Source organism: Maribacter corallii (assembly GCF_047345415.1).
In the GTDB taxonomy this organism is placed as follows: domain Bacteria; phylum Bacteroidota; class Bacteroidia; order Flavobacteriales; family Flavobacteriaceae; genus Maribacter_C.
The window spans coordinates 283,670-304,729 of sequence record NZ_JBLFEP010000003.1; the positions used below are offsets into that span (position 1 = coordinate 283,670).

Genomic DNA, 21,060 nt, shown 5'->3' on the forward strand with positions numbered 1-21,060 from the left:
ACCTTTTTTAACGGAAAAACCCCGCAACGGACGAATCCATTGCGGGGCTAAACAACTAACCAACCTAAAAACTATCTTTATTGCCTTCCTCTACTTCGTGAGGTCGTGGCGCTTCTGTTACTTCTTGAACTCCTCGCCGGTGCTTTTTTTACCGAACGGGATGTGGTACTTCTACTTACCGTACTTCTTGAGGTTCTTTGCGTAGGCTGTGCCACTGACCTTTGCGTCCTGTTTGACGTATTACCTCGAGCATAGGTCTTGTTTCCTCTACTGACCGGTTTTCTTACGGTTGTACTCGTACTTCTCTTAACCGTAGTCGAACGCGGGGTGCGGGTCACTTCTCTTTTGGTAACAGTCCTGCTATTGGCCGCGGTTCCTCTTCGATAATCCGTTCTTTTTACCGCACGGTTCGTGCCATTTGAGCGGGTGGTAGAAGTTCTGGCCACAGTTCTATTTCCCCTGTTTGAATTGGCGCGTGCCGTACTTCTGTCCGTTCTTCTTGCCTCACTGCTTCGAGCTACATTTCTGTTTCCTCTAGCGCTGTTTCGGGCTACCGTTCGATTACTTCTTCTGGCATTATCACGTACCGCGACTCTTTTATCATTTCTATAAATGCTCGAACGTTCTCTTCGCACTTGATTATAGCGATGTACCTTTCCTATTCTCGCATACTGCTGTCTTCTGTTGAAACGGTATGGATTGTAATACGTATATCGAAATGGGTTATAATACCTTCTATACGGTGTTGTTCGTACAAAACAGAATCCAAGGGCCGGTCTGGCAAAGAAACTGTGAAAAGGTCTGTATATGTACCTTCTATTATATACATTGATGAAACCGGTATGGTAATCATAGAAACCTCTTCGGTTGTAGTATACGAACATATTGCCCAATCGATTTACTCTACCGTTGCGATAGTTGATATCGACACTACCTATTTGTGACACTCGGCCATAAAAGTCGTAGTATACCGGAATATTCTCTATCTGAATTACGGCACCATAATCGTCATACTGTGCAAATGGACTGTAATCGAAACCGGAGTTGAAGGTTACGTTTCTACGATTTCTTCCGATTCGGTTATCAATGTAAAAGTCGAATTCGCCATCGGGATAGACCGCAAAAGTGATACCGTCCTCTAGAAAAATAAAGGAGTTGTTGTATCGATAAGCATTGCGTTCTGCAACCTTATCATCAGCTGTAGAGGCGAAGGTAGCTGTAGTACCTAAAAACATCGCCATAAAAAAGAGTGTTAAATTTCTCATGATATAAGGTTTAAGCCTGCCAACTGGCCGGCGGGTTCCCGAATGCAACTATTTACATTCGATAACTATATACCAAACAGCGTGCCAAAAAAAGATGACGATGTTTAAATAACTGAAAAACAGAACATTAAGTGTTGTTAAAAATGTTCGTAAAGAAGAATAATGTTTTCCTTTTTAGTTCAAGGTGGGGTGTTGTAGTTTTTGTTTTAGATATTTTGCGGTATGTGAAGATGTGCTTTTCAATAGTTCTTCAGGCGTACCGAAAGCAAGAAGTTGCCCCCCATTTTCACCTCCTTCTGGACCTAAGTCTATCATATGGTCGGCACATTTGATCAGCTCTATGTTGTGTTCGATTACAATGATGGAATGTCCTCTAGCGATCAAGGCATCAAATGATTTCAGTAATTTCTTGATATCATGAAAATGTAATCCCGTAGTAGGTTCATCGAAAATGAACAGTGCCTTGTCTTTTGAATTCCCTTTGACCAAGAACGAAGCCAGTTTTATCCTTTGGGCTTCACCACCCGATAGGGTAGAAGATGATTGGCCCAAAGTGACGTATCCCAGGCCAACATCTTGCAAGGGCTTTAGTTTGGTCACTAGTCGTTTCTGTTCCGTACGCTCAAAAAACGAGATGGCATCGTCAATGGTCATGTTCAAAATATCGTCAATTGTCGCGTCATTGAACTTGACTTCCAAAACCTCTTTTTTAAAACGCTTGCCGCGGCAGGTGTCGCATTCTAAGTGCACATCCGCCATAAATTGCATTTCTACGGTGATTTCCCCTTCACCCTTACATTTTTCACAGCGTCCGCCATCTACATTGAAGGAGAAGTGCTTGGCCTGATAGTTTCTTATCTTGCTCAATTTTTGGGATGCAAACAAACTTCGTATATCGTCATACGCTTTGATGTAAGTGACGGGGTTTGAACGGGAAGAACGCCCGATGGGATTCTGATCGACGAATTCAACATGCTTGATATGCTTATAGTTTCCTTCAACTGCCGTGTACTGTCCGGCTTTTTCACCATAGCCTCCAACTTCTTTGAGTATGACGGGATACAGTAATTTTTTCACCAGGGTGCTTTTACCACTTCCGGATACACCGGTAACTACGGTAAGCATATTCAAGGGAAAGGTCACATCGATATTTTTGAGATTGTTCTCCCTCGCACCCTTAATGGTGATGGAACTATTAGAAGTTCTTCGTTCAGCCGGAATCGCTATTTCCTCAGTGCCATTTAAGTAGCTCGCGGTCAACGATTGTGATTTCAAAATCTCGTTCAACGGACCGAAGGCTACTACCTCACCGCCTTGCGTACCGGCTTCAGGTCCGATATCTATGACTTCATCCGCGGCTTTCATGATATCTTCATCATGTTCGACAACAATGACCGTATTGCCTAAATCGCGGAGAGACAGCAGCACGTCAATGAGATTTTCGGTGTCTTTCGGATGTAAACCGATACTAGGTTCATCCAAGATGTACATAGACCCCACAAGACTACTGCCTAAGGAGGTTGCTAGATTGATTCGCTGACTTTCCCCTCCCGATAAGGAATTCGACTTGCGATTCAATGTAAGATAACCTAGGCCTACTTTGAACAAAAACCCTAATCGCGTGTTGATTTCCTTTAAAAGGCGCGCTGCTATTTTGTGGTCATGGTCATTGAGGGTAAGGTTCTCAAAGAAGGGTATGAGTTTGTTGATGGGCAATTCCACGAGGTCAGAAATCGATTTCCCCGCTACCTTTACATAATGCGTTTCCGGTCTTAGGCGCTTTCCTTTACAGACATTACATCTGGTTTTCCCCCTGTACCGTGAGAGCATCACTCGATTCTGGATTTTATAGCTTTTTTCCTCGAGTTGTGCGAAAAATTTGTTTAGGCCGATGAAATGATCATTGCCTTCCCAGACCAATTGTTTTTGGTCTTCCGATAATTCGAACCAAGGTTTATGGATCGGAAAATCGAACTTATACGCCGAATTGACCAGTTGATCTCGATACCAACCCATACTTTCACCACGCCAAGGAAAAACCGCATTTTCATAAACGGAAAGCGCTGTATTGGGCACTACGAGATCTTCATCGATACCGATTACATCGCCATATCCCTCGCACTTCGGACACGCGCCGTACGGATTGTTAAAGCTGAATAGATGAACGTTGGGTTCTAGAAAAGCCATACCATCCAACTCGAATTTATTACTAAAAAGCGTCATAGATCCGCTTTCGAGCTCCTCAACTATGCATTCACCGCGACCTTCAAAAAAAGCGGTATCCACAGCGTTGGCCAGACGATTATAGAAATCTTCATCGTCTTTGGTGATAATTCGGTCGATAACCAGATCGAATTCCCTTCCTATATTTTCCGGAGCTTTGTCTATTCGAACCACCTTACCTTGATACTTGATTCTCGCATACCCTTGCTTGGATAGGAGTTGTAACGATTTTGAGACCTCTCTTTCGGGTTTTATCAGTATTGGGGCTAGTAGCAACAACTTGGCACCATCCTCATACGCTTTAATATGATTTACGACATCGGTAACCGTATTCTTTTTGACTTCGTTGCCTGAAACAGGCGAAATAGTCTTTCCGATTCGGGCAAAAAGCAATTTCAGGTAGTCATAGATTTCCGTAGTCGTACCCACCGTAGATCGTGGGTTTGTTGAATTCACTTTTTGCTCAATAGCGATGGCAGGAGCAATACCTTTAATATAGTCCACTTTTGGTTTGTCGAGTTTCCCCAAGAACTGTCGAGCATAAGATGAGAGGCTCTCTACATATCGCCGCTGTCCTTCGGCATAAAGGGTATCGAATGCCAAACTTGACTTACCGGAACCAGATAAACCTGTGATGACCACCAATTTATTTCGGGGAATGACGACATCGATATTTTTTAAATTGTGCAATTTCGCACCTTTGATAATAATGTTTTCCTTCGGATTTACGTCAAGTAGTGTTGCCATGAATTTTATTAGGAATGCGAAGATACGATAAGGTCATTTCAATCACCAATTTTGTTGAATACTGCTTGAAAAATACCCCGTAGTTTTATTTTTTTTAACGAAGTATTAATTTTTTTCTATATTTGAATTCACTTAAAAGCAAAAGTGCCTATAGCAATACAATTACTTTTTAGAAATAGTTAGAATAACCCACAAGACCTTTTCGCTAGAAGAGGACGCTACATTTTAACCTCAAAAAGTAATTGTTATGAAAGTACAGCTAGAAGATTCAGTACTTATAAAAAGCTATATAAACGGAGACGAGCGAGCTCTAGAAACACTTATCAATCGCCACAATCAGCGTATTAGCAGTTTTATTTATTCGAAAGTAAATGACCGAGGAATTACCGAGGATATTTTTCAGGATACTTTTATAAAGGTCATTCGCACGTTAAAGCGAGGCACGTATAGCGAAGAAGGCAAATTTTTGCCTTGGGTGATGCGAATCGCCCATAATCTCATCATCGACCATTTTAGAAAGAGTAGTAGAATGCCAATGTACGATGGCGCTGATAGCTTCAATGTATTTTCTGTGATGGGAGACGAAAAGCTCAATGCCGAGAATCAGATTATCAAGAATCAAATCGATTCTGATTTGACCGTTCTCATAGAAGAGTTGCCAGAAGACCAGAGAGAGGTTCTTATGATGCGTATTTATAAGGATATGAGTTTTAAGGAGATTTCAGAGAATACGGGAGTCAGCATCAACACAGCCTTGGGAAGAATGCGTTACGCACTGATTAACTTGCGAAAGATCATTAACGAAAACAATATTGTTTTAACGAACTAAATTGACCTTAGGTCTAATAAACGAATTATTTGACATCAGGTCGAACGAATTGATTATATTTATTTAATGTGGCGTTTTACTAGTGAAACCAAACTTTAAATAGATATGGAAAAAATTTACTCAACATCTAAAACGAAATGTAAACTGGTCAAAGCGCAACCTCAGACAATAGATTTCTTATTGAACTATTCGAAATCGTTGAAGGTCATCAATGCGAAGGGTATACAATTCGAAAGTAACTTGAATTAAGAAACACATCCCATTCATGAACCCCGACAATGTACATTGTCGGGGTTTTTTGTTTCCGCCTTATATTAATTTTCCCTTGCGCTGTGGAAATGACAGATTACTTAAATAGTAATCCGTGTTGTAAGAAACCATTCTATATACTAAAACAGGCGTGAATTAAATTCCTTGGAGTTGAATTTGGCAACGACTTATCGCACTATTTATTTTGTTGAAGTTTAAAAAAGTGCGTTTCACATCAAAAACTGCTTGTTTGACAACAATGTTTTTTCGTCTAGCCCTGTAATATCTAGTTTTAGGTCATAATTGAAAATCGAGGTTCATACCATGATTTAAGATTCAACTCAAAAAATAACTAGATAATGACCCAAAAAAAGCTGTCCAACAAGAAATCCCAAACCTTAACAGAAAACCCTACAAGAATGGAATTACAGATTGAAGACTCAGTGCTCGTCAGAGATTACATCAGCGGAGATGAAAAATCCCTGGAAATTCTTATTAACAGACATAACCAACGAATCACCAGTTTTATTTACTCAAAAGTACTGGACCGCGATGTGACCGAAGATATTTTTCAGGATACCTTTATCAAGGTCATTCGAACCTTGAAGAAAGGAACCTATAGTGAAGAAGGTAAATTTCTTCCATGGGTTATGCGTATCGCCCATAATTTGATCATCGATCATTTCAGAAAGAACAAAAGAATGCCCAAATTCGAGGGTAACGATGATTTCAACATCTTTTCCGTTATCGGAGATGATAAGTTGAACGCCGAAAAGCAAATCATCAAGAATCAAATCGATTCTGATCTTAGACATTTGATCGAGGAATTGCCCGATGATCAGAAAGAAGTTCTTTTAATGCGAATCTATAAGGATATGAGCTTCAAGGAGATTTCTGAAAATACCGGTGTGAGTATCAATACTGCGCTAGGAAGAATGCGTTATGCCTTAATCAACCTTAGAAAGATCATCGACAAAAACAATATTGTCTTGACTAATTAATCGGGTTCCTAGAGCGATTAACAATAATTCCATTTTAGTTGCGTTATCTTATCATAACATGATGATAACTCGATATGGAAAAAATTTACACCAGAGACCAACAACATTGTAAGCTAACCAAGACCTCTCCTGAAACGATTAGGTTTTTGTTGAACTTTTCGAAATCACTTCGCGTGATGGAGTATAAGAGTTTCAGCTTCGAAAGTATTTTAAATTAAAAAAGACCCGCAATTAGCGGGTCTTTTTTAATTTATAGTAGTCGTTCAATACCTTTTTCCTTCCAATGGTCTTGGTAATAATATCTTTTTCCAGGTTCCAACCTCTAGCAGGTGAATAATCACGTCCGTACCAGATAATTTGTAAATGCAGGTCATTCCATAAATCCCTTGGGAAAAGCCTTTTAGCGTCTTTTTCGGTTTGAACGACATTTTTTCCGTTTGAAAACCCCCATCTGTACATTAATCGATGAATATGAGTGTCTACAGGAAAAGCGGGAATACCAAATGCCTGTGATACCACAACACTTGCGGTTTTGTGGCCCACCGCCGGAAACTCCTCCAACAGGGCTATGTCCTGAGGTACTACTCCGTCGTATTTTTCTACCAATATCTTAGAAAGCCCATGAATACCCTTTGATTTCATAGGGGAGAGGCCTACAGGTTTGATGATTTCCCGAATTTCATCAACTGAAAGCTTGATCATGTCATAGGGATTGTCCGCTTTGGCAAAAAGCAAAGGCGTAATTTGATTGACCCGAACGTCCGTACTTTGAGCGGACATCAGTACAGCAATCAATAAGGTATAGGGGTCTTTGTGTTCTAAAGGCACAGGAATGGTTGGATATAATTCCTGTAGCGTTTGAATAGTAAAAGTGACTTTTTCAGATTTTGTCATTTTTGTTTAACTTTGTTCAAAATATTTTAAACATAAATTTTAGTACGTATCTATATGAATACATTAAAAGCGGGGGACAAGGTGCCCGAATTTACAGCCAAAGATCAAGATGGCAATACTATCAATTTATCGGATTATACCGGTAAAAAGTTGATCGTTTTTTTCTATCCTAAGGCCAATACGCCAGGTTGCACGGCTGAAGCGTGTAATTTACGGGATAATTATGACGAATTACAGGCGCAAGGATATGAGTTGTTAGGTGTAAGCGCAGACTCGGAAAAAAAGCAATCGAATTTCAAGAACAAGTTTGAGTTTCCTTTTCCCTTACTTGCAGATGAAGACCATACGGTCATCAATACATTTGGGGTATGGGGACTCAAAAAATTTATGGGTAGGGAATATGATGGGATCCACAGAATGACCTTTTTAATCGATGAGGAAGGTGTGGTTTCAGATGTTATACAGAAAGTGAAAACGAAAGATCATGCGGCTCAGATTTTGGGTTAATAGTATCTTTATGACAAAAAAAGGCCTTGATAAAATCAAGGCCTTTTCTTCTTTATAGCGTATATTATGCTTCTTCTGATTTCAGTAACTTTTTGGTAAACAGACTTTTGGTCTTTATTATCTCAGCGATACCTTCTGGCAGCTGTTCTTCCCATCCATCTTCCCCGCTAGTGATTTTTTTCAATACATCTCTCGAGAAGATATGCATTATTTCAGGGTCGTAATCGATAATATCCATCACCTTTCCATTGTATTTGAAGAACTTATAAAGCTCTTTCATGCGCGGATGAACCTTCACGTTGTTACTGGTCATAATCTGACCGGTTTCGGGGTCTTTCATAGGATATAGATAGACCTGTAAATCTTTAAAGAACAGTTTTCCGAAGGCTTCCAAAATACCACCGCTTAGGTGACGGTAATATTTCTCATCGAAAACGTCGACTAAATTGTTGACTCCCATGGTCAAGCCGATTCGTTGTTTGGTATAATTATTAAAATACTCGACCAATCGGTAGTATTCTTGAAATTTGGAAATCATCACAAAATGCCCGAGCGAACACAATAGCTCTGCACGATCCATAAAGTCTTGTTCATCTATTTCGCCCGAAGCGCGCAAGTTCGCTAAGGTAATCTCGAATATAACGATGGTCTTGTTCATATCGACGGTCTGGTCGCGAACAAAAATATCATAGGATTTCTGAAACATATCCATATTTACCTTCGTTACAGGTCTAAAACTACCGCGAAGCGCCAGAATGTTCTTTTTGTAAAGTACTGCAGCTGGTAAGACGTTATTGCCATCAGGACCGAACATGACCGCATCGGTCATATCGTTTCTGATAAGCTGTAGGCTCATTAGTCTATTGTCGACATCCTTGAAATTAGGGCCCGAAAAATTGACCATATCTATTTCAATAGTGTCCCTATCGATGTGATCATAGAGGTATTTGAGCATCTTCTTTGGCTTGTGGTACTTGTAAAAAGCCCCATAGATAAGGTTGACGCCCAAAATTCCTAAAGTCTCTTGTTGCAATCGTGCCTCATTTTGTTTGAAGCGAACATGCAAAATGATTTCATCGAACTCTTTCTGTTTCTGATCGAGTTGAAAGCGTATGCCTATCCATCCATGTCCCTTGTAACGTTTTGAAAAATCGATTGTGGCTACCGTATTGGCATAGGAGAAAAACAAGCGCTCCGGATGCGTTTCCCTACTGATACGTTCTTCCATCAATCTCATCTCATGGGCCAACATGGTCTTTAGTCTTGGTTGGGTGACATAACGACCGTCCTTTTCAACCCCGTAAATGGCATCGCTAAATTGCTTGTCATAGGCACTCATGGCCTTAGCGATAGTACCAGAAGCACCACCAGATCTGAAAAAATGCCTTGCGGTCTCCTGCCCGGCACCAATTTCTGCAAAAGTACCGTAGATGTCGGGGTTCAAATTAATTCTGAGGGTTTTAGCTTTTATTGAAGGAATGTTTTCAAAAGCCTTGTCGCGTTTTTGAACTACTGAAGCCATTATGTTATTTTAATTTACGAGCGATAAAATCAAAGATGTGTATTGCACAAAGTTAACAAGATCGGGATATCTGAGTAAGAAACGTTTCAAATATTTAAATATTCTTTTAAGAGGTGGCAATTTCATATTCGAGGGCACTTGGTATGCTTGCTTTTACCCAAAATTCATGAATTCCGATTATCCGATTCGATTTCCCTAAATATGTCCTAATTTTGAATGTAATGAACGATAAACTGCAAGTGACTTTTTTGGGTACAGGTACCTCCCAAGGTGTTCCGGTTATAGGAAGCGATCACCCCGTATGCTTGAGCGAAAACCCGAAAGACAAGAGACTGCGTGTTTCGGTCTTGCTATCTTGGAACGACTATACCTACGTGATTGATTGTGGGCCTGATTTCAGACAGCAAATGTTGACCAATTCGGTTCATAAGTTGGACGGAATCTTATTTACCCATGAACATGCCGATCATACGGCCGGTATCGATGACATACGCCCGTTCTTCTTTAGACAGGGCGATATTCCCATTTATGCACACGCTAGGGTCATTGCATCCCTGAAAACACGTTTTGATTATATCTTTGCAGATGAGAATCGATATCCTGGTGCTCCAGCCGTATCCATTACCGAAGTACGGAACGATATTCCTTTTAGAATCGGGGATACCATGGTCACTCCGATAGAAGCCGATCATAATAGGTTACCCGTATTTGGTTTTCGCCTTAAAGATTTTACTTATCTGACGGATGTGAAGCGAATTAGCACTGTAGAGGAGGAAAAGATAAGGGGATCAAAAGTATTGGTGGTCAATGCGCTTCGTGAAAAACAACACCATTCCCATTTTAGTTTAGAGGAAGCCATAGCCTTTGCAGAAAGAGTAGCGCCCCAAAAAACCTATTTCACCCATATCAGTCACTTACTCGGTTTTCATGATGAAGTCGAAAAGCATTTACCGGAAAATATGCATTTAGCATATGATAATTTGGTCATTGACGTTTAGAGTTTAGGGTGCAAGGTTTCAAAATCATGAAATCAATAAGTTAAATCGTATTTATGAAAAAAAACATATTTCTCTATTTGTTCGTTTTTGCCGCTTTGATTGCTTTATATCTGGCGGTCAGTGGCAGTAAGATGTCCGATTCCAATATCGTGAAAATCGAAAAATTGAACTCGGAGACAGAGGTCTTGAAAGACTCTGTACAAAACCTGAACCTCAAGGTTTTGGACATGCAGTACTTCTCTTTGGAAAACAATGATGATGCCTTGGCCTATTATGAGCATTTGAGCCTTGAAGACCCATCAAGGTATATCGCGGATAAATTGTTGGAGACCAATGAGACGGCCGGTACCAACCCGCTCATTCCTTATGAGGGAATGGAAGGCGATTTTAAACTGAATAAAATCAAGATAATGAATCATAAATGGATTATCGCCGATTTTTCAGATGGAAAGTTTTGGGGAGAGATTTTGTTGAAGTATGAACTCAAGGACGACATGGGGGTCGATTTTACCCTTATCGATCACTTGTTATATACACGCAGCAATTAAAGATCAAATCGAAGACTTCAGTGATTTAGATTTTATCATCTAGCCACTTTTTGAAGGAATAAAAGTTTTGGGGAGCTACTCCATGGCCTACTGGGAATTCTTCGTAGACGCAATCAACACCTAATTTTTTCAATAGATCCGGAGCTCTCTGGGCCCATTGTGGAGGGATGACTTGATCCACCTGTCCATGTGAGGCATAAATGTGCAATCCGGTATGGGTGCCCTCTTCATATGCTTCTCTTAAGATGCTCTCGTTAATGTAGCCGCTCAGGGCCACTACGTTCTTTATTTTTTCCGGATAGGAAAGCGCTACGGCGTAGCTTAGTATTGTACCTTGACTAAATCCTAATAAGGTAATGTTATCTTCATCTAGGCCATAGGTTTTACAGGCTTCATCAATAAAGGAAACGATTTTTTCACGAGAGGCTATAGCCTGTTCATCATCACTCCATTTTCCTTGTTGCGCATCAAAATTAATGGCATACCAAGCGTTACCGAAAGGTTGCATAGGGTAGGGGGCGCGAACCGATATGATACAGAATTCGGGCTGTAGCTCGGGGGCGAAGGAGAATAGGTCCTCTTCGTTACTACCATAACCATGAAACATGAAAAGTACGGGTGGCTTTCGATCGGTAAGGGAAGAGGGGCGAATGATATGTTCTAGTGATAGCGGGGCGGTTGTCATTGGAAACTCATTGAATAAAAGTGAACCACTTCTGGAAGTAGGGGCCTAGGATAGGCACGGATTGCCGTTTTTCGGTCAGCGCTCCTATGAAGCCATATCCCCATAAAACAATATAACAGACATATAGGCCGATCCAAGCATATTCGTTGAACCACTGACTTAGAAATAGGGCGAATCCTAAAAAAAAGAGGTGTAGACCGAATGCTTGTCGTGTATGAAAACGGGCGAACTCGTTTTTGGGTTCGGCATTCATACTAAAAGCGATCAGGGATCCGACAATTGTAAAATAGGCTACGATTGCAGTCGTTTTGCCTTCTTTTTCCACACTCATTTTCCAAAAGTAGAACAACGAAACAAGTTGGGCAAAAAAAAAGAGACCCGAACAGGGTCTCCTATCAAAAGGGTTATTTTTTTCTTTATCCTCCAATAGTCCCTATAATCGGTAAGGGCTCATCTTTCAAGTTGATTGCATTGATTACGCCGAGAACCCAAAAGACCAGTACGCCTAACGAGATAATGGAAGATACGAACCACAAACCTGAGGGCAGGAACATACCCAGTACGTAGTTTGCCAAGCCCAAAATGGCTACCCTGACCGACTGGCCGATATGAAATTTTGCGAATTCATTATTACTGCTATTATTCATGATAAAGGCTATTAGAAGGCCGATAAGCGTAATGTAAGCAATAATAGCAGTGGTCTTTCCTGCTTCTTTAACTGATTGTTCCATAGTATTAAAATTTTAGGTTGGTTATTTTAGAATTTAAAGGTACTTAAATAATTACTTGGCCATTACAAATAACGCCCAGTACGGATCCCTTCATCGCAGTATTCAAAAACATACTGTTCTTCGATGATGAGGTAATATGCTCTTTTTTAAACATGTATGATGAATTCGGTTCGAATAGTGTCAAATTCGCTTCCGTTCCTTCCGCAATAGATGGTGTTGCTACCCCATAACGTTCCCTTCCTTTGGTTAATAAGGCAATAGTTGTTTCTAAATCAAAAAGTTGTTGCGCTATGCCGAAGGCACTTTCGAACCCTAAACTTCCATAGGCGGCATTATCGAATTCTACTTGCTTTAATTCGATGTTCAACGGAGTATGGTCTGAAGTGACATAATCAATGGTTCCTTTCTTGACCCCTTCTATCAGGGCTTTTGTATCCTTTTTGGTCCGTAGAGGCGGTAGTACCTTGAAGTCGGTATTAAAATCGGAAAGTGTTTCATCTGTGAAATAAAGGTTGTGCCAAGCCACACTACAACTGACATTTAATCCTTTCTTTTTACCTTCGGCAATCAGTTTTACGGCATTCGCGGTAGATATGGTAGGAATGTGAAGTTTTCCTCCGGTATATTCCAATATAAAGAGGTCACGAGCGATCTGTAGTTCTTCCGCTAGGGCAGGTATTCCTTTAAGACCTATTCTGGTGCTGACCTCTCCTTCATTGACCACTCCCTTTCCGGCAATTTGGGTATCTAAAGGAAAGGAATGTACCAGGCCATCAAAATTCTGGGCATACTGCAAGGCGATTTTCAACAAATTCGCATTCTTGACCGGATGCTTGAAGTCGTAAAAGCCAACCGCCCCGGCTCCCTGCATATCGTATAGCTCGGCCAAATCGATTCCTTTTGAATCCGCAGTCAGCGTTCCTAGCGGATGCAAACGCGTCGCACTGGATTGGGCAGCATTCTTTAAAAACACGATTGCTGCGCTACTGTCCGGTACAGGATAGGTATTCGGATTTAAGACAACATCCGTAAAACCGTTTTTTGCGGCGGTATGCAATCCATTTGAAATTGTCTCTCTCTCCTCAAAGCCAGGCTCACCAAAGCTCACACTACTATCAAACCATCCCGCGGAGACATGAAGGCCTTTTGATTCGATGGTTTTTACCTTACTTGAAACGTCGATTTTTGGAGCGATTTCATCAATGATACCATTCTTGATAAAAATATCACGTTTTTTAAGATGGAATTTTTTGTTGTTTTGGTCGACTATAGTTGCGGCCTTAAGAAGTATGTTCATTTCATCTATTTAAATCGTTTTGGTCAAACGTAACTCGCACTGTGTCCTCGGATATCCTATAGCTCATACGACTTATTCGTACAAGTCTCATTTCATGTATTTTTGAATAAGAACCTCCATTCCCATGAAAAACAGGGCTAAAATAACAAACCATTTCCAAAGCTCCTTAATTGAACTGTCTTTTTGCATACGCTCGAAAAATTCGGAAATTGATTCATTCGTATGCGTAGCATCCAAACTGGTCGGGTCGGTATACACCAGTTCACTTTCATCACGTGTATAATTGAAACTTAGGTTGCGTAGCGGTAGCTCTCCATTCATTAAGGCGTAAATGCCATCCTCAACAGGGCTATCGAAAAAGGAAAGGGAAACCTTGTTGGCAAAAGACTCTTGTTGGGGAATAAACTCGTAATCCCCTCTTTTCGCCTTGAGAATATTGTCTTTTGTCAATTTGATGGGCACATCGATTTTCGATTCTTTTTCAAGTGTGTGGTAGAGTTGAGGTAACTTCAGACTATTGACCCCGATATTGTAAAAGGTGGGTACGATCAGGGGAGAGTTTTTGAAGTTGGAATTTTCAGAGGATAATGATGCGGTAAAGGCGAAAAAATTATTCGCTCCAAACAGAAACGGATTTTTGTCTTGAAACGATAGAATACTGGGGGCAGTAGTTTTTACCCGATAATATTGAGAAACTTTAGGGTATTGAAAATTAACGACCTTCTTCTCGAATACATTTTGGTAAATCGGATGTGAAAATGTAATGTCCGTAATGCTCCGTTCTTGATTAATCTGTGCCCCATAGCTTGTAGCGAACGAATTGGCAAGTAAACTTCGGTAGGTCTCCGAATCAACAGTGGCAGCAGGGATGATCAATAGATGTCCGTCTTTACGAACGAACGCCCCAACTCCAGTGGTCAAGGCATTGGGTATTGATTCCAATTCGTTTAAAATGATTAGATGCTGATCTTCTAAGGTACCATAATTCAGGTTTTTCAATGTCCGTGACTCGAATTGAAACTCATTCTGTGTGTAGATTCGAGTTAAAAAATCGGTGGAGGCGGAACCTATGGCCAAAACCTTTATTTTTTCTTTGGTATCGATATTGAAATAAAAGCTATTATCATACATCAAAGCGGCGTCGGATATTTGGATTTTACCGACGATACTTTCATCCTTCGGCAGAGAAAAAGTAACCGTGCCCCGCTTTTGCGTATCGAAGGCTGCCGAGGTTTTGGCAATCAGCTGATCCCCATTGAACAAGGAAACGGGAATACTTTCTATCTCGTAATTACTTGAAAACAACGTGGTCAATTCGATACTTTCAGAGGTATAACCGCTAATATAAACCGAATCAATGGCGACATTCTCAACTTGAGGAGGGTTAACTTGAATGAGGTTACTGCGCAATGTACTATGAGACAAAGAGTCTGTACCCGTACCTACCATTCGCCGCTGGAAGTCCGAGATGACTACCAAATTATTCAATGTGTTTTCGTCCGGTTCAAAAAGTGTGTTTGCCTTCAGGTATATATCGGACAACTGCAATTGTTTTGAAGCGTGCGGTAAGAGTAATAGCTCGTTTTGAATGGTTTTCAAAGTGACATTACGAAATACCCCATTATTGGTGAAAAGAGAGAATTCATGGTCTTCGGGAACGCTCCTTAAAATCTCTTGTACGGCCTCTGACAGTAAGGTGCCCCCATCGGTCTTGGCCTGCATACTAAAGGAATTATCGAGATATATGACCGTGGCCTTTTTCTTTAAGGCTATTTTTTCGGCAAAAAAGGGTTGTGCAAAAGCCAATATCAGAGCTCCGAGTAAAAGGAGTCTCGTACACAGAAGCAGCCATTTTTTCAGGGTATTGCTTTTACGTGATTCGGAAACCACCTTCTGCAAGAATTTTACATTGGTAAAAGGAGTCTTTTGAAAGCGACGTAACTGAAAGAGGTGAATTAAAATGGGAATCAGCAGAAGAAAAAGAGCCCAAAGTAGTTCCGGATGTTTAAACTGCATTCCTGATTTTAATTGAGCAAATATAACTAAATTATGGTAGTTGGCTGTGGGTTCCGCACTGCCGAAAGTTAAAATTAAAACAAATGTTCGTGCTTTGAACCGAGACTTTTGAATTCATTGTGCTTTTAGCAAAAGAAGAAGTAATCGGTCATTGGCTTTTGCTCAAGTTGCCTTAAGTAGTCGCCGATTTCCTTTTGGGCGGTTGTATTGGCCACCGTAATGATGCTCTGAGGATGTTCTATTTGTTCAAGGAGGGAGTAGTGTTGAAGGTCTTGACCATATATGGATTTGCCTATTTTATTAGGGTTATCGCAAAGCCAAACGAAATCGATTTGGGCATTTTGTAATCCCTTTGCAATGGCTTTTCCCTTGTTTCCGGCACCCCAGATGACCAAAGGACGGCTGATCTCCCGGTCAAGTTTAAGAAAGTAATGGAGTTTGATGTCCAGAAAATAGTTTTGTGCGTAGTGTTCGCTTGTACGCGATGTACGGGTATCATAGTCGCGCCAATGGTGCAAGATGGTATTGCAAGGAATGCATTTCAATCCTTTTTCATAAAACCGGAAGGTCAGGTCATAATCTTCGGGATAGCGATTTGGTTCAAAGGCCCCGCAACGATCTAAGTCTGTGCGATAGGCCATCCAGCAAGGGGAGGGGATAACACATTCCTTATAAATTTCGGCATAATTAGTACCTGTGGCGGTTAACTCGTTGAGCCATTTTTCATAACGCGCATACCCATTGCTAATTCCTCTTTCGGAGAAATAATGCACTTGCCCCACGGCTAAGTGACCTCTGCCATAGGTTTGGAGGCCTCTGGCCAAGACCAGTAATTTTTCAAGGGCCATGTGATCGTCCGAATCCATCCTTGTGATAAAGTCACCCTGGCTCTTGTCATAAGCTAACCGTAATGCTTCGATGATGCCCACACCGGAATTTTTAAAGACCCTAATTCTTTGATCGTTCCTTGCAAAGTCTTGAACGAGCTGGAGACTGTTATCCGTAGAGCGGTCGTCTATTGCGATGACCTCCCAATTCGTATAGGTTTGATCCTTGATTGAATTCAAACACTCCGAAAGAAAAATGGCGGTGTTCTTAAAGGGAATCAGAATACTGATTAACGGGTTTTGCATAGGGCTAAGGTATAAAACCCAAATAAAAAAAGTGCCCGTTCACCAAACCAATGAACGGACACTAGCATGACCTACAAACCTCATTTTTAATTTCATTTGTGCCTTAAGGACTTTAAATTACCAATGAGGCCTAAGTAGGCGGCAGGGGAACCTGTAGATCATGACTTATTCTATTTCTTGCAGTTTCATAAGCGCTTCCGATTTTGAGTTGACATTCAGTTTCAGATAGATATTCTGAATATGGAAATTGATAGCACTCGTGGTGACGAATAGTTTGTCTGCAATCGTTTTGTAAGTAGCACCTTGGCTTAGGTAATCGATAATCTGATTCTCACGCTCTGAAAATGCACGGTATGATTTCGGTTGAAACATAGCGATAATCTTTTTGGCGACATCATTACTCAAGGCTGCCCCCTCGTTCTTAAGTGCCAGTAGGGCTTGATGTAGGCGTTTACCGGTTACTTCCTTGGTAAGAAATCCGTTCGCCCCGTTTTTAAAGGCCGATTTGATAATTTCAAAATCATTGTTCGCACTTGCAATAAGAATTTTGACATTCGGATCGTTTTTTCGGAAAAACTTGATGCCTTCAATACCGTTCATTTTTTCAAAGTCTACCTCTGAAATGATGATGTCGGCAGACCTTCCGTCGTGAGCGCATAGTGCGGCTTCAATAGTGGTATGCAGCGCGATCAGATTAAAATCGGTGTATTTTTCGAAATAACTTTTGTACGTGTTGTGTAGTGTTACATCATTGTCGATAATTAATACATTTAACATTTCTCGTCTCATAGTCATGTGGTTTATAGGAACGGCTCCGCAAGGTCAAATCAGCGGCCCTTTCAAAGTTGATTTTGGCGAATGGAATACCTGTGATGATAGGCTAGTATAGCCATCAAAGCAAGTACTGCTTTTCAGCCTTTCGTTTTAAATAAGTTTGGAAAAATTGATTATACTTCGCTTTTTGCTAGTTGTAGTTTTAAAGCTAAGCGAGGTGTTGTTCAAAGGTCTTGGAATGAAGACGCGATGTTGTTGGATTACGATTCGATAGCAGGGTTTGAAGAATAGTTGCGTCTAAATCGGTGTTGTTCTGTCTTGTTTTGAGGTTAAGATTTGGTTTCATACAGTAGGGGGATTTGAGGGTTCTACATAAATTGAGTTACTATTTAATAGAATTTAAATGTACTAAAGTATTGTCAAAAATTGGGACTTACATAGGATTTTTCGTTCAAATGCTGTTTTTTTTAGCATTTGTATCGTCATGTTTTAATAGTCATATGAATTGTGGACAAGTGTTGCCGTATTCGCTACTTCCATAATCCATTTGTCACCGCCATATTTTCCATTTAAATTGGAAACATACGCCTCCTTGGCCTGGTCTTTATATTCATAATCAGCGAGATAAACATAGTGCAGACCATTTTCGGTGTTGTAGAATTGCTTCGGATGTAGCCCTTTTGACTTCAACTCTTTTAGGAATGCATTTAAATACTTCTTGTTCTTGTATACATTGGCGATAACGTAGTATCCTGAATTCGCTCCAACAATGTCTTGCTGGTTCAATCTCTTTATCGGAAGCTCCTTAAAGTTTCGTTTTGCTCTAATCTTTTCCGCTTCTATTTTTGACGTATTCGAGGCCAATACAGTCTTCTGTTTCGGGGTAAAATCATCAAGATTTGATTTCAAGCTGTTTTTAATGTCGGTACGCACAGCACGTACAATTCTTTCAAATCGCTTTTCGAAAGCCCGTTCACGTGCCTTTTCAATGGAGTCTTGACGAAGAATCAATTGATCTAGAATCATTCGGTTTTCATGGGCCAGGGTATTCATTATGGCCTGGTTGGTCTCTATTTCATTGAGCGGTTCTTCGTCTTTCTGCGCTGTCAACGCCAAGATTTGTTCCTCATAATTGCGAATGATCTGATCTATTTTTTTGTCTTGGGTTTCATTGGCACTTAGCTGAACCGTTAGTTCGCTGTTTTTAAAGGTGTATGCCAAACTCACTTCATGATTCCAGCCTAAATCGTTTTCCTTATTAAGGATATCGTTTTCAAGCAAATACCCAAGCGACATCTTTTTGCTGATGTTAAAACCAAGTCCAAGTGACATGCCGTAGTCGCTATCAAAATTACTTTGTAACCAACCATACTTTGGAAGATCCAAAATCAAGGAACTTGCATACACCAAATCACTATTCTCATTTTGACCGAGCTGTAGCAAGGGCATCAAGCGTGCATCTTCAAAAAGACCCCTAGCATTTTCAAAGGTATGGGTGTATTGAAGCGAAGCCGTCAAATTTTTACTGGAAAGACCGGTGATGAATTCATTTGTGGTCTGGTTATACCGCAGAAGATCCTTAGCATAGAGACCAAAATCGAATTTACCCAAAGACAAGGCAATCCCTGGCTGAATGGCCAATTTACTTTCTTTTCGGGTCTCGGTCAAACGGTTGTCCTCTTGCGCGATCACAATGCGGTTTTTATCCAGTCCCTCGTTGAAGTACGTCAAATTGGTACCGAAACTCAGTTTGCTGTTCGCTCCAAGACGTACGGCCGTAGCATAATTGGCATTGAACCCGAATTCTTGAACGACACCAGACCATTGGCTATACACGCCGATTCCGATAGCCGTTCGATCGTTCAGCTTATTGCTAAAGCCGAGAAAGTAATTCTGCCGATTATCCTCGAAAGACGTATATTGATTTCGATGGAGGATGTTGATATACGATTTGTTTTCACGCACCAGCGAAAAGGTTGGATTGATGAAGAAACGATTGAAGTACAACTGGTTATGGTACGAGCTCTTCGAATCAAGTGTTGAGCCGGTTTCTTGCGCCTCGACCTCTTGAATTCCTAAGGAAATCAAAGTAAGGCATAAGAGAACCATTCCATAAAATTTGGGGGTATAACGGAGCATAGCACTACAGATTTGGGTTGAAAAAAACAAGTTGTGTCGGTTGTAAGGGGACGCCGGTACGTCTACTGGTCTTCAAAGACCGTAGTCGTATAATCTATTTTCAGTTTGTTGTTCAGCGCATTCAATAGATTTTCTTCTTTTTCATCGTTATAGTCCTCTCTTCTGTCACTGGTATAGGAGAAAGCGACTTGCTGTAATTTGTTTTTATTTTTTCCACGATTCGAAAGTACATAGCCAATACCTCGTTCGGCCATTAGATACATGGAGAAATCATCTTTGTTGCTGTTAATAGGGTTTCCTAAGTTGGTCGCCCAACCTACTTTTTTACGTCCTACTTGGGTCATGTAAAGGTCAAGCCCGCCATAACCTTCTCTTCCTTCCGATGCAAAGACCAAGGTCTCACCATCGATTAGACTAGGGTAGAGGTCGTTCTTTTTGGTGTTTACCTTTGTGCCCAGATTTTTAGCTGGTCCGGTTCGACCTTCCGAATTGATATCCGCAACATAGATGTCATAGTCTCCAAAAGATCCGGGCATGTTTGAGGCAAAGAACAGACGATCGCCATCTTTTGTTATAGCTGGATGTTTTACCGACGCGTATTTAGGACCTAAAGCCACCTCGCGAACATTCTTCCACTGCCCATTGATCTTATCGGTACGGTAAATTTTATAGACCAATTCTTTTTTCGACAAGACACCTTTTAGGGGTTTCATATAGACCGCTTTACTAAAATAGGCCGTCTTACCATCTGCTGTTACCGCCGTGGGCTCTTCATAGTTCGGATATTCCAATCTATTTCTCTTACCTGGGCGCATTTCGGTTTCGAAGACCTTGTTCCGTTCGTACTCTACCAAATAGTCAAGTGATTGCGACCTTAAATTAGGTTGAAAGTCGAATTCTTGGTGCACTTCGGCAGTGCTTAGTTTTGATTTACGGGCTTCAAAATCCCTTTTGAGTTGATAATCTTCCCTGATTTGGTCCAACCAGTTTCTATTGTCGGCGACCATATCGTTTGCACCGGACGTCTGTTCCAAAGCGAACCGATACCGCTTCAAGTAGTTGCTTCCTATGGCTCCTCTAGGTTCAAGGTCAACCAGTTTTTTATACCAAAAAGCCGCTTTTTCATACTTTTCCAATAGGAAGTTTGCGTTGCCAAGATCTTGAAAGATTTCTTTTTCGGAATAGCCTAGTTCCCTGAGCTTTTCGTAATTGCTGATTTCTTGAGCACTAGCGCTAAGTTTGACTTCAAAATTTTCTTGTGAAAAAAAGGTAGTCGTAAAAAGTAAAACGACACTTGTCAATAGCACATTGGGGGTTATGAAGTTTTTCATGGGATGGGGGTTTTGGATTGATACTGGGTCAAAGTTGGGAAATAGTTCCGAACCTTTTGTTAATAAAAATTCATAGGTTTTGCATTTTGACCCTTTAATAGTGTTATTCACCGATGTTTTTTGGATTTTCCAAGAGTTCTCGAATGTTTCTTCAACGAGATACTACCTAAG

At 40.8% G+C, this 21,060-nt stretch carries 18 protein-coding genes; 5 read left to right on the top strand and 13 right to left on the bottom strand.

From position 1 onward, the window contains the following. Window positions 1-77 precede the first annotated feature (77 nt). Window positions 78-1,265, bottom strand: coding sequence for a hypothetical protein (locus ACKWCA_RS11230; RefSeq protein ID WP_413978294.1), 1,188 nt, complete (start codon window positions 1,263-1,265; stop codon window positions 78-80). 174 nt (window positions 1,266-1,439) lie between these two features. After that, the gene (gene uvrA, locus ACKWCA_RS11235) at window positions 1,440-4,235 is read right to left on the bottom strand and encodes an excinuclease ABC subunit UvrA (protein ID WP_413978295.1); all 2,796 of its coding nucleotides are present in this window, start codon (window positions 4,233-4,235) and stop codon (window positions 1,440-1,442) included. Between the two features lie 247 nt (window positions 4,236-4,482). Between uvrA and ACKWCA_RS11240 the strand changes: the two genes are divergently transcribed. Together ACKWCA_RS11240 and ACKWCA_RS11245 are read left to right on the top strand one after the other, a co-directional pair. Continuing rightward, window positions 4,483-5,064, top strand: coding sequence for a sigma-70 family RNA polymerase sigma factor (locus tag ACKWCA_RS11240; RefSeq protein WP_413978296.1), 582 nt, complete (start codon window positions 4,483-4,485; stop codon window positions 5,062-5,064). 668 nt (window positions 5,065-5,732) lie between these two features. Continuing rightward, entirely contained in the window at window positions 5,733-6,314 is a 582-nt protein-coding gene (locus tag ACKWCA_RS11245) for an RNA polymerase sigma factor (protein WP_413978297.1), read from the top strand. A 231-nt stretch (window positions 6,315-6,545) separates the two neighbouring features. On the opposite strand, the gene ACKWCA_RS11250 is transcribed toward ACKWCA_RS11245, so the two are convergent. Further along, complete coding sequence (locus ACKWCA_RS11250) at window positions 6,546-7,208, bottom strand: endonuclease III domain-containing protein (protein ID WP_413978298.1); 663 nt, start codon at window positions 7,206-7,208, stop codon at window positions 6,546-6,548. Between the two features lie 54 nt (window positions 7,209-7,262). On the opposite strand from ACKWCA_RS11250, the gene bcp reads away from it, so the two are divergent. Continuing rightward, window positions 7,263-7,715, top strand: coding sequence for a thioredoxin-dependent thiol peroxidase (gene bcp, locus ACKWCA_RS11255; protein WP_413978299.1), 453 nt, complete (start codon window positions 7,263-7,265; stop codon window positions 7,713-7,715). A gap of 64 nt (window positions 7,716-7,779) precedes the next feature. On the opposite strand, the gene ACKWCA_RS11260 is transcribed toward bcp, so the two are convergent. Continuing rightward, window positions 7,780-9,237: a TonB-dependent receptor gene (locus ACKWCA_RS11260; RefSeq protein WP_413978300.1), complete on the bottom strand. Its 1,458-nt coding sequence runs from the start codon at window positions 9,235-9,237 to the stop codon at window positions 7,780-7,782. A gap of 221 nt (window positions 9,238-9,458) precedes the next feature. On the opposite strand from ACKWCA_RS11260, the gene ACKWCA_RS11265 reads away from it, so the two are divergent. Both ACKWCA_RS11265 and ACKWCA_RS11270 read left to right on the top strand, forming a co-directional pair. Continuing rightward, window positions 9,459-10,235 (top strand): MBL fold metallo-hydrolase, encoded by a 777-nt coding sequence (locus tag ACKWCA_RS11265; RefSeq protein ID WP_413978301.1) that lies wholly within the window; start codon window positions 9,459-9,461, stop codon window positions 10,233-10,235. Between the two features lie 53 nt (window positions 10,236-10,288). Further along, complete coding sequence (locus ACKWCA_RS11270) at window positions 10,289-10,783, top strand: hydrolase (protein WP_413978302.1); 495 nt, start codon at window positions 10,289-10,291, stop codon at window positions 10,781-10,783. Between the two features lie 25 nt (window positions 10,784-10,808). On the opposite strand, the gene ACKWCA_RS11275 is transcribed toward ACKWCA_RS11270, so the two are convergent. From ACKWCA_RS11275 to ACKWCA_RS11315, 9 genes are all read right to left on the bottom strand, one after another. Continuing rightward, window positions 10,809-11,468 carry an alpha/beta hydrolase gene (locus ACKWCA_RS11275; protein WP_413978303.1) on the bottom strand — a complete coding sequence of 220 codons (660 nt, stop codon included), beginning with the start codon at window positions 11,466-11,468 and terminating at the stop codon, window positions 10,809-10,811. Between the two features lie 7 nt (window positions 11,469-11,475). Continuing rightward, window positions 11,476-11,799 (bottom strand): hypothetical protein, encoded by a 324-nt coding sequence (locus ACKWCA_RS11280; RefSeq protein WP_413978304.1) that lies wholly within the window; start codon window positions 11,797-11,799, stop codon window positions 11,476-11,478. 85 nt (window positions 11,800-11,884) lie between these two features. Then, window positions 11,885-12,199: a hypothetical protein gene (locus ACKWCA_RS11285; protein WP_413978305.1), complete on the bottom strand. Its 315-nt coding sequence runs from the start codon at window positions 12,197-12,199 to the stop codon at window positions 11,885-11,887. Between the two features lie 43 nt (window positions 12,200-12,242). Further along, the gene (locus tag ACKWCA_RS11290) at window positions 12,243-13,496 is read right to left on the bottom strand and encodes a dihydroorotase (protein WP_413978306.1); all 1,254 of its coding nucleotides are present in this window, start codon (window positions 13,494-13,496) and stop codon (window positions 12,243-12,245) included. 87 nt (window positions 13,497-13,583) lie between these two features. Next, entirely contained in the window at window positions 13,584-15,512 is a 1,929-nt protein-coding gene (locus tag ACKWCA_RS11295) for a BatA domain-containing protein (RefSeq protein WP_413978307.1), read from the bottom strand. Between the two features lie 125 nt (window positions 15,513-15,637). Beyond that, window positions 15,638-16,645: a glycosyltransferase gene (locus tag ACKWCA_RS11300; protein WP_413978308.1), complete on the bottom strand. Its 1,008-nt coding sequence runs from the start codon at window positions 16,643-16,645 to the stop codon at window positions 15,638-15,640. Between the two features lie 165 nt (window positions 16,646-16,810). Beyond that, window positions 16,811-17,434 carry a response regulator gene (locus tag ACKWCA_RS11305; protein WP_413978309.1) on the bottom strand — a complete coding sequence of 208 codons (624 nt, stop codon included), beginning with the start codon at window positions 17,432-17,434 and terminating at the stop codon, window positions 16,811-16,813. A gap of 474 nt (window positions 17,435-17,908) precedes the next feature. Beyond that, window positions 17,909-19,558 (bottom strand): PorP/SprF family type IX secretion system membrane protein, encoded by a 1,650-nt coding sequence (locus ACKWCA_RS11310; protein ID WP_413978310.1) that lies wholly within the window; start codon window positions 19,556-19,558, stop codon window positions 17,909-17,911. Window positions 19,559-19,620: 62 nt separating this feature from the next. After that, window positions 19,621-20,889, bottom strand: a complete 1,269-nt coding sequence (locus ACKWCA_RS11315; RefSeq protein WP_413978311.1) for a cell envelope biogenesis protein OmpA — start codon at window positions 20,887-20,889, stop codon at window positions 19,621-19,623. Window positions 20,890-21,060: the final 171 nt, after the last annotated feature.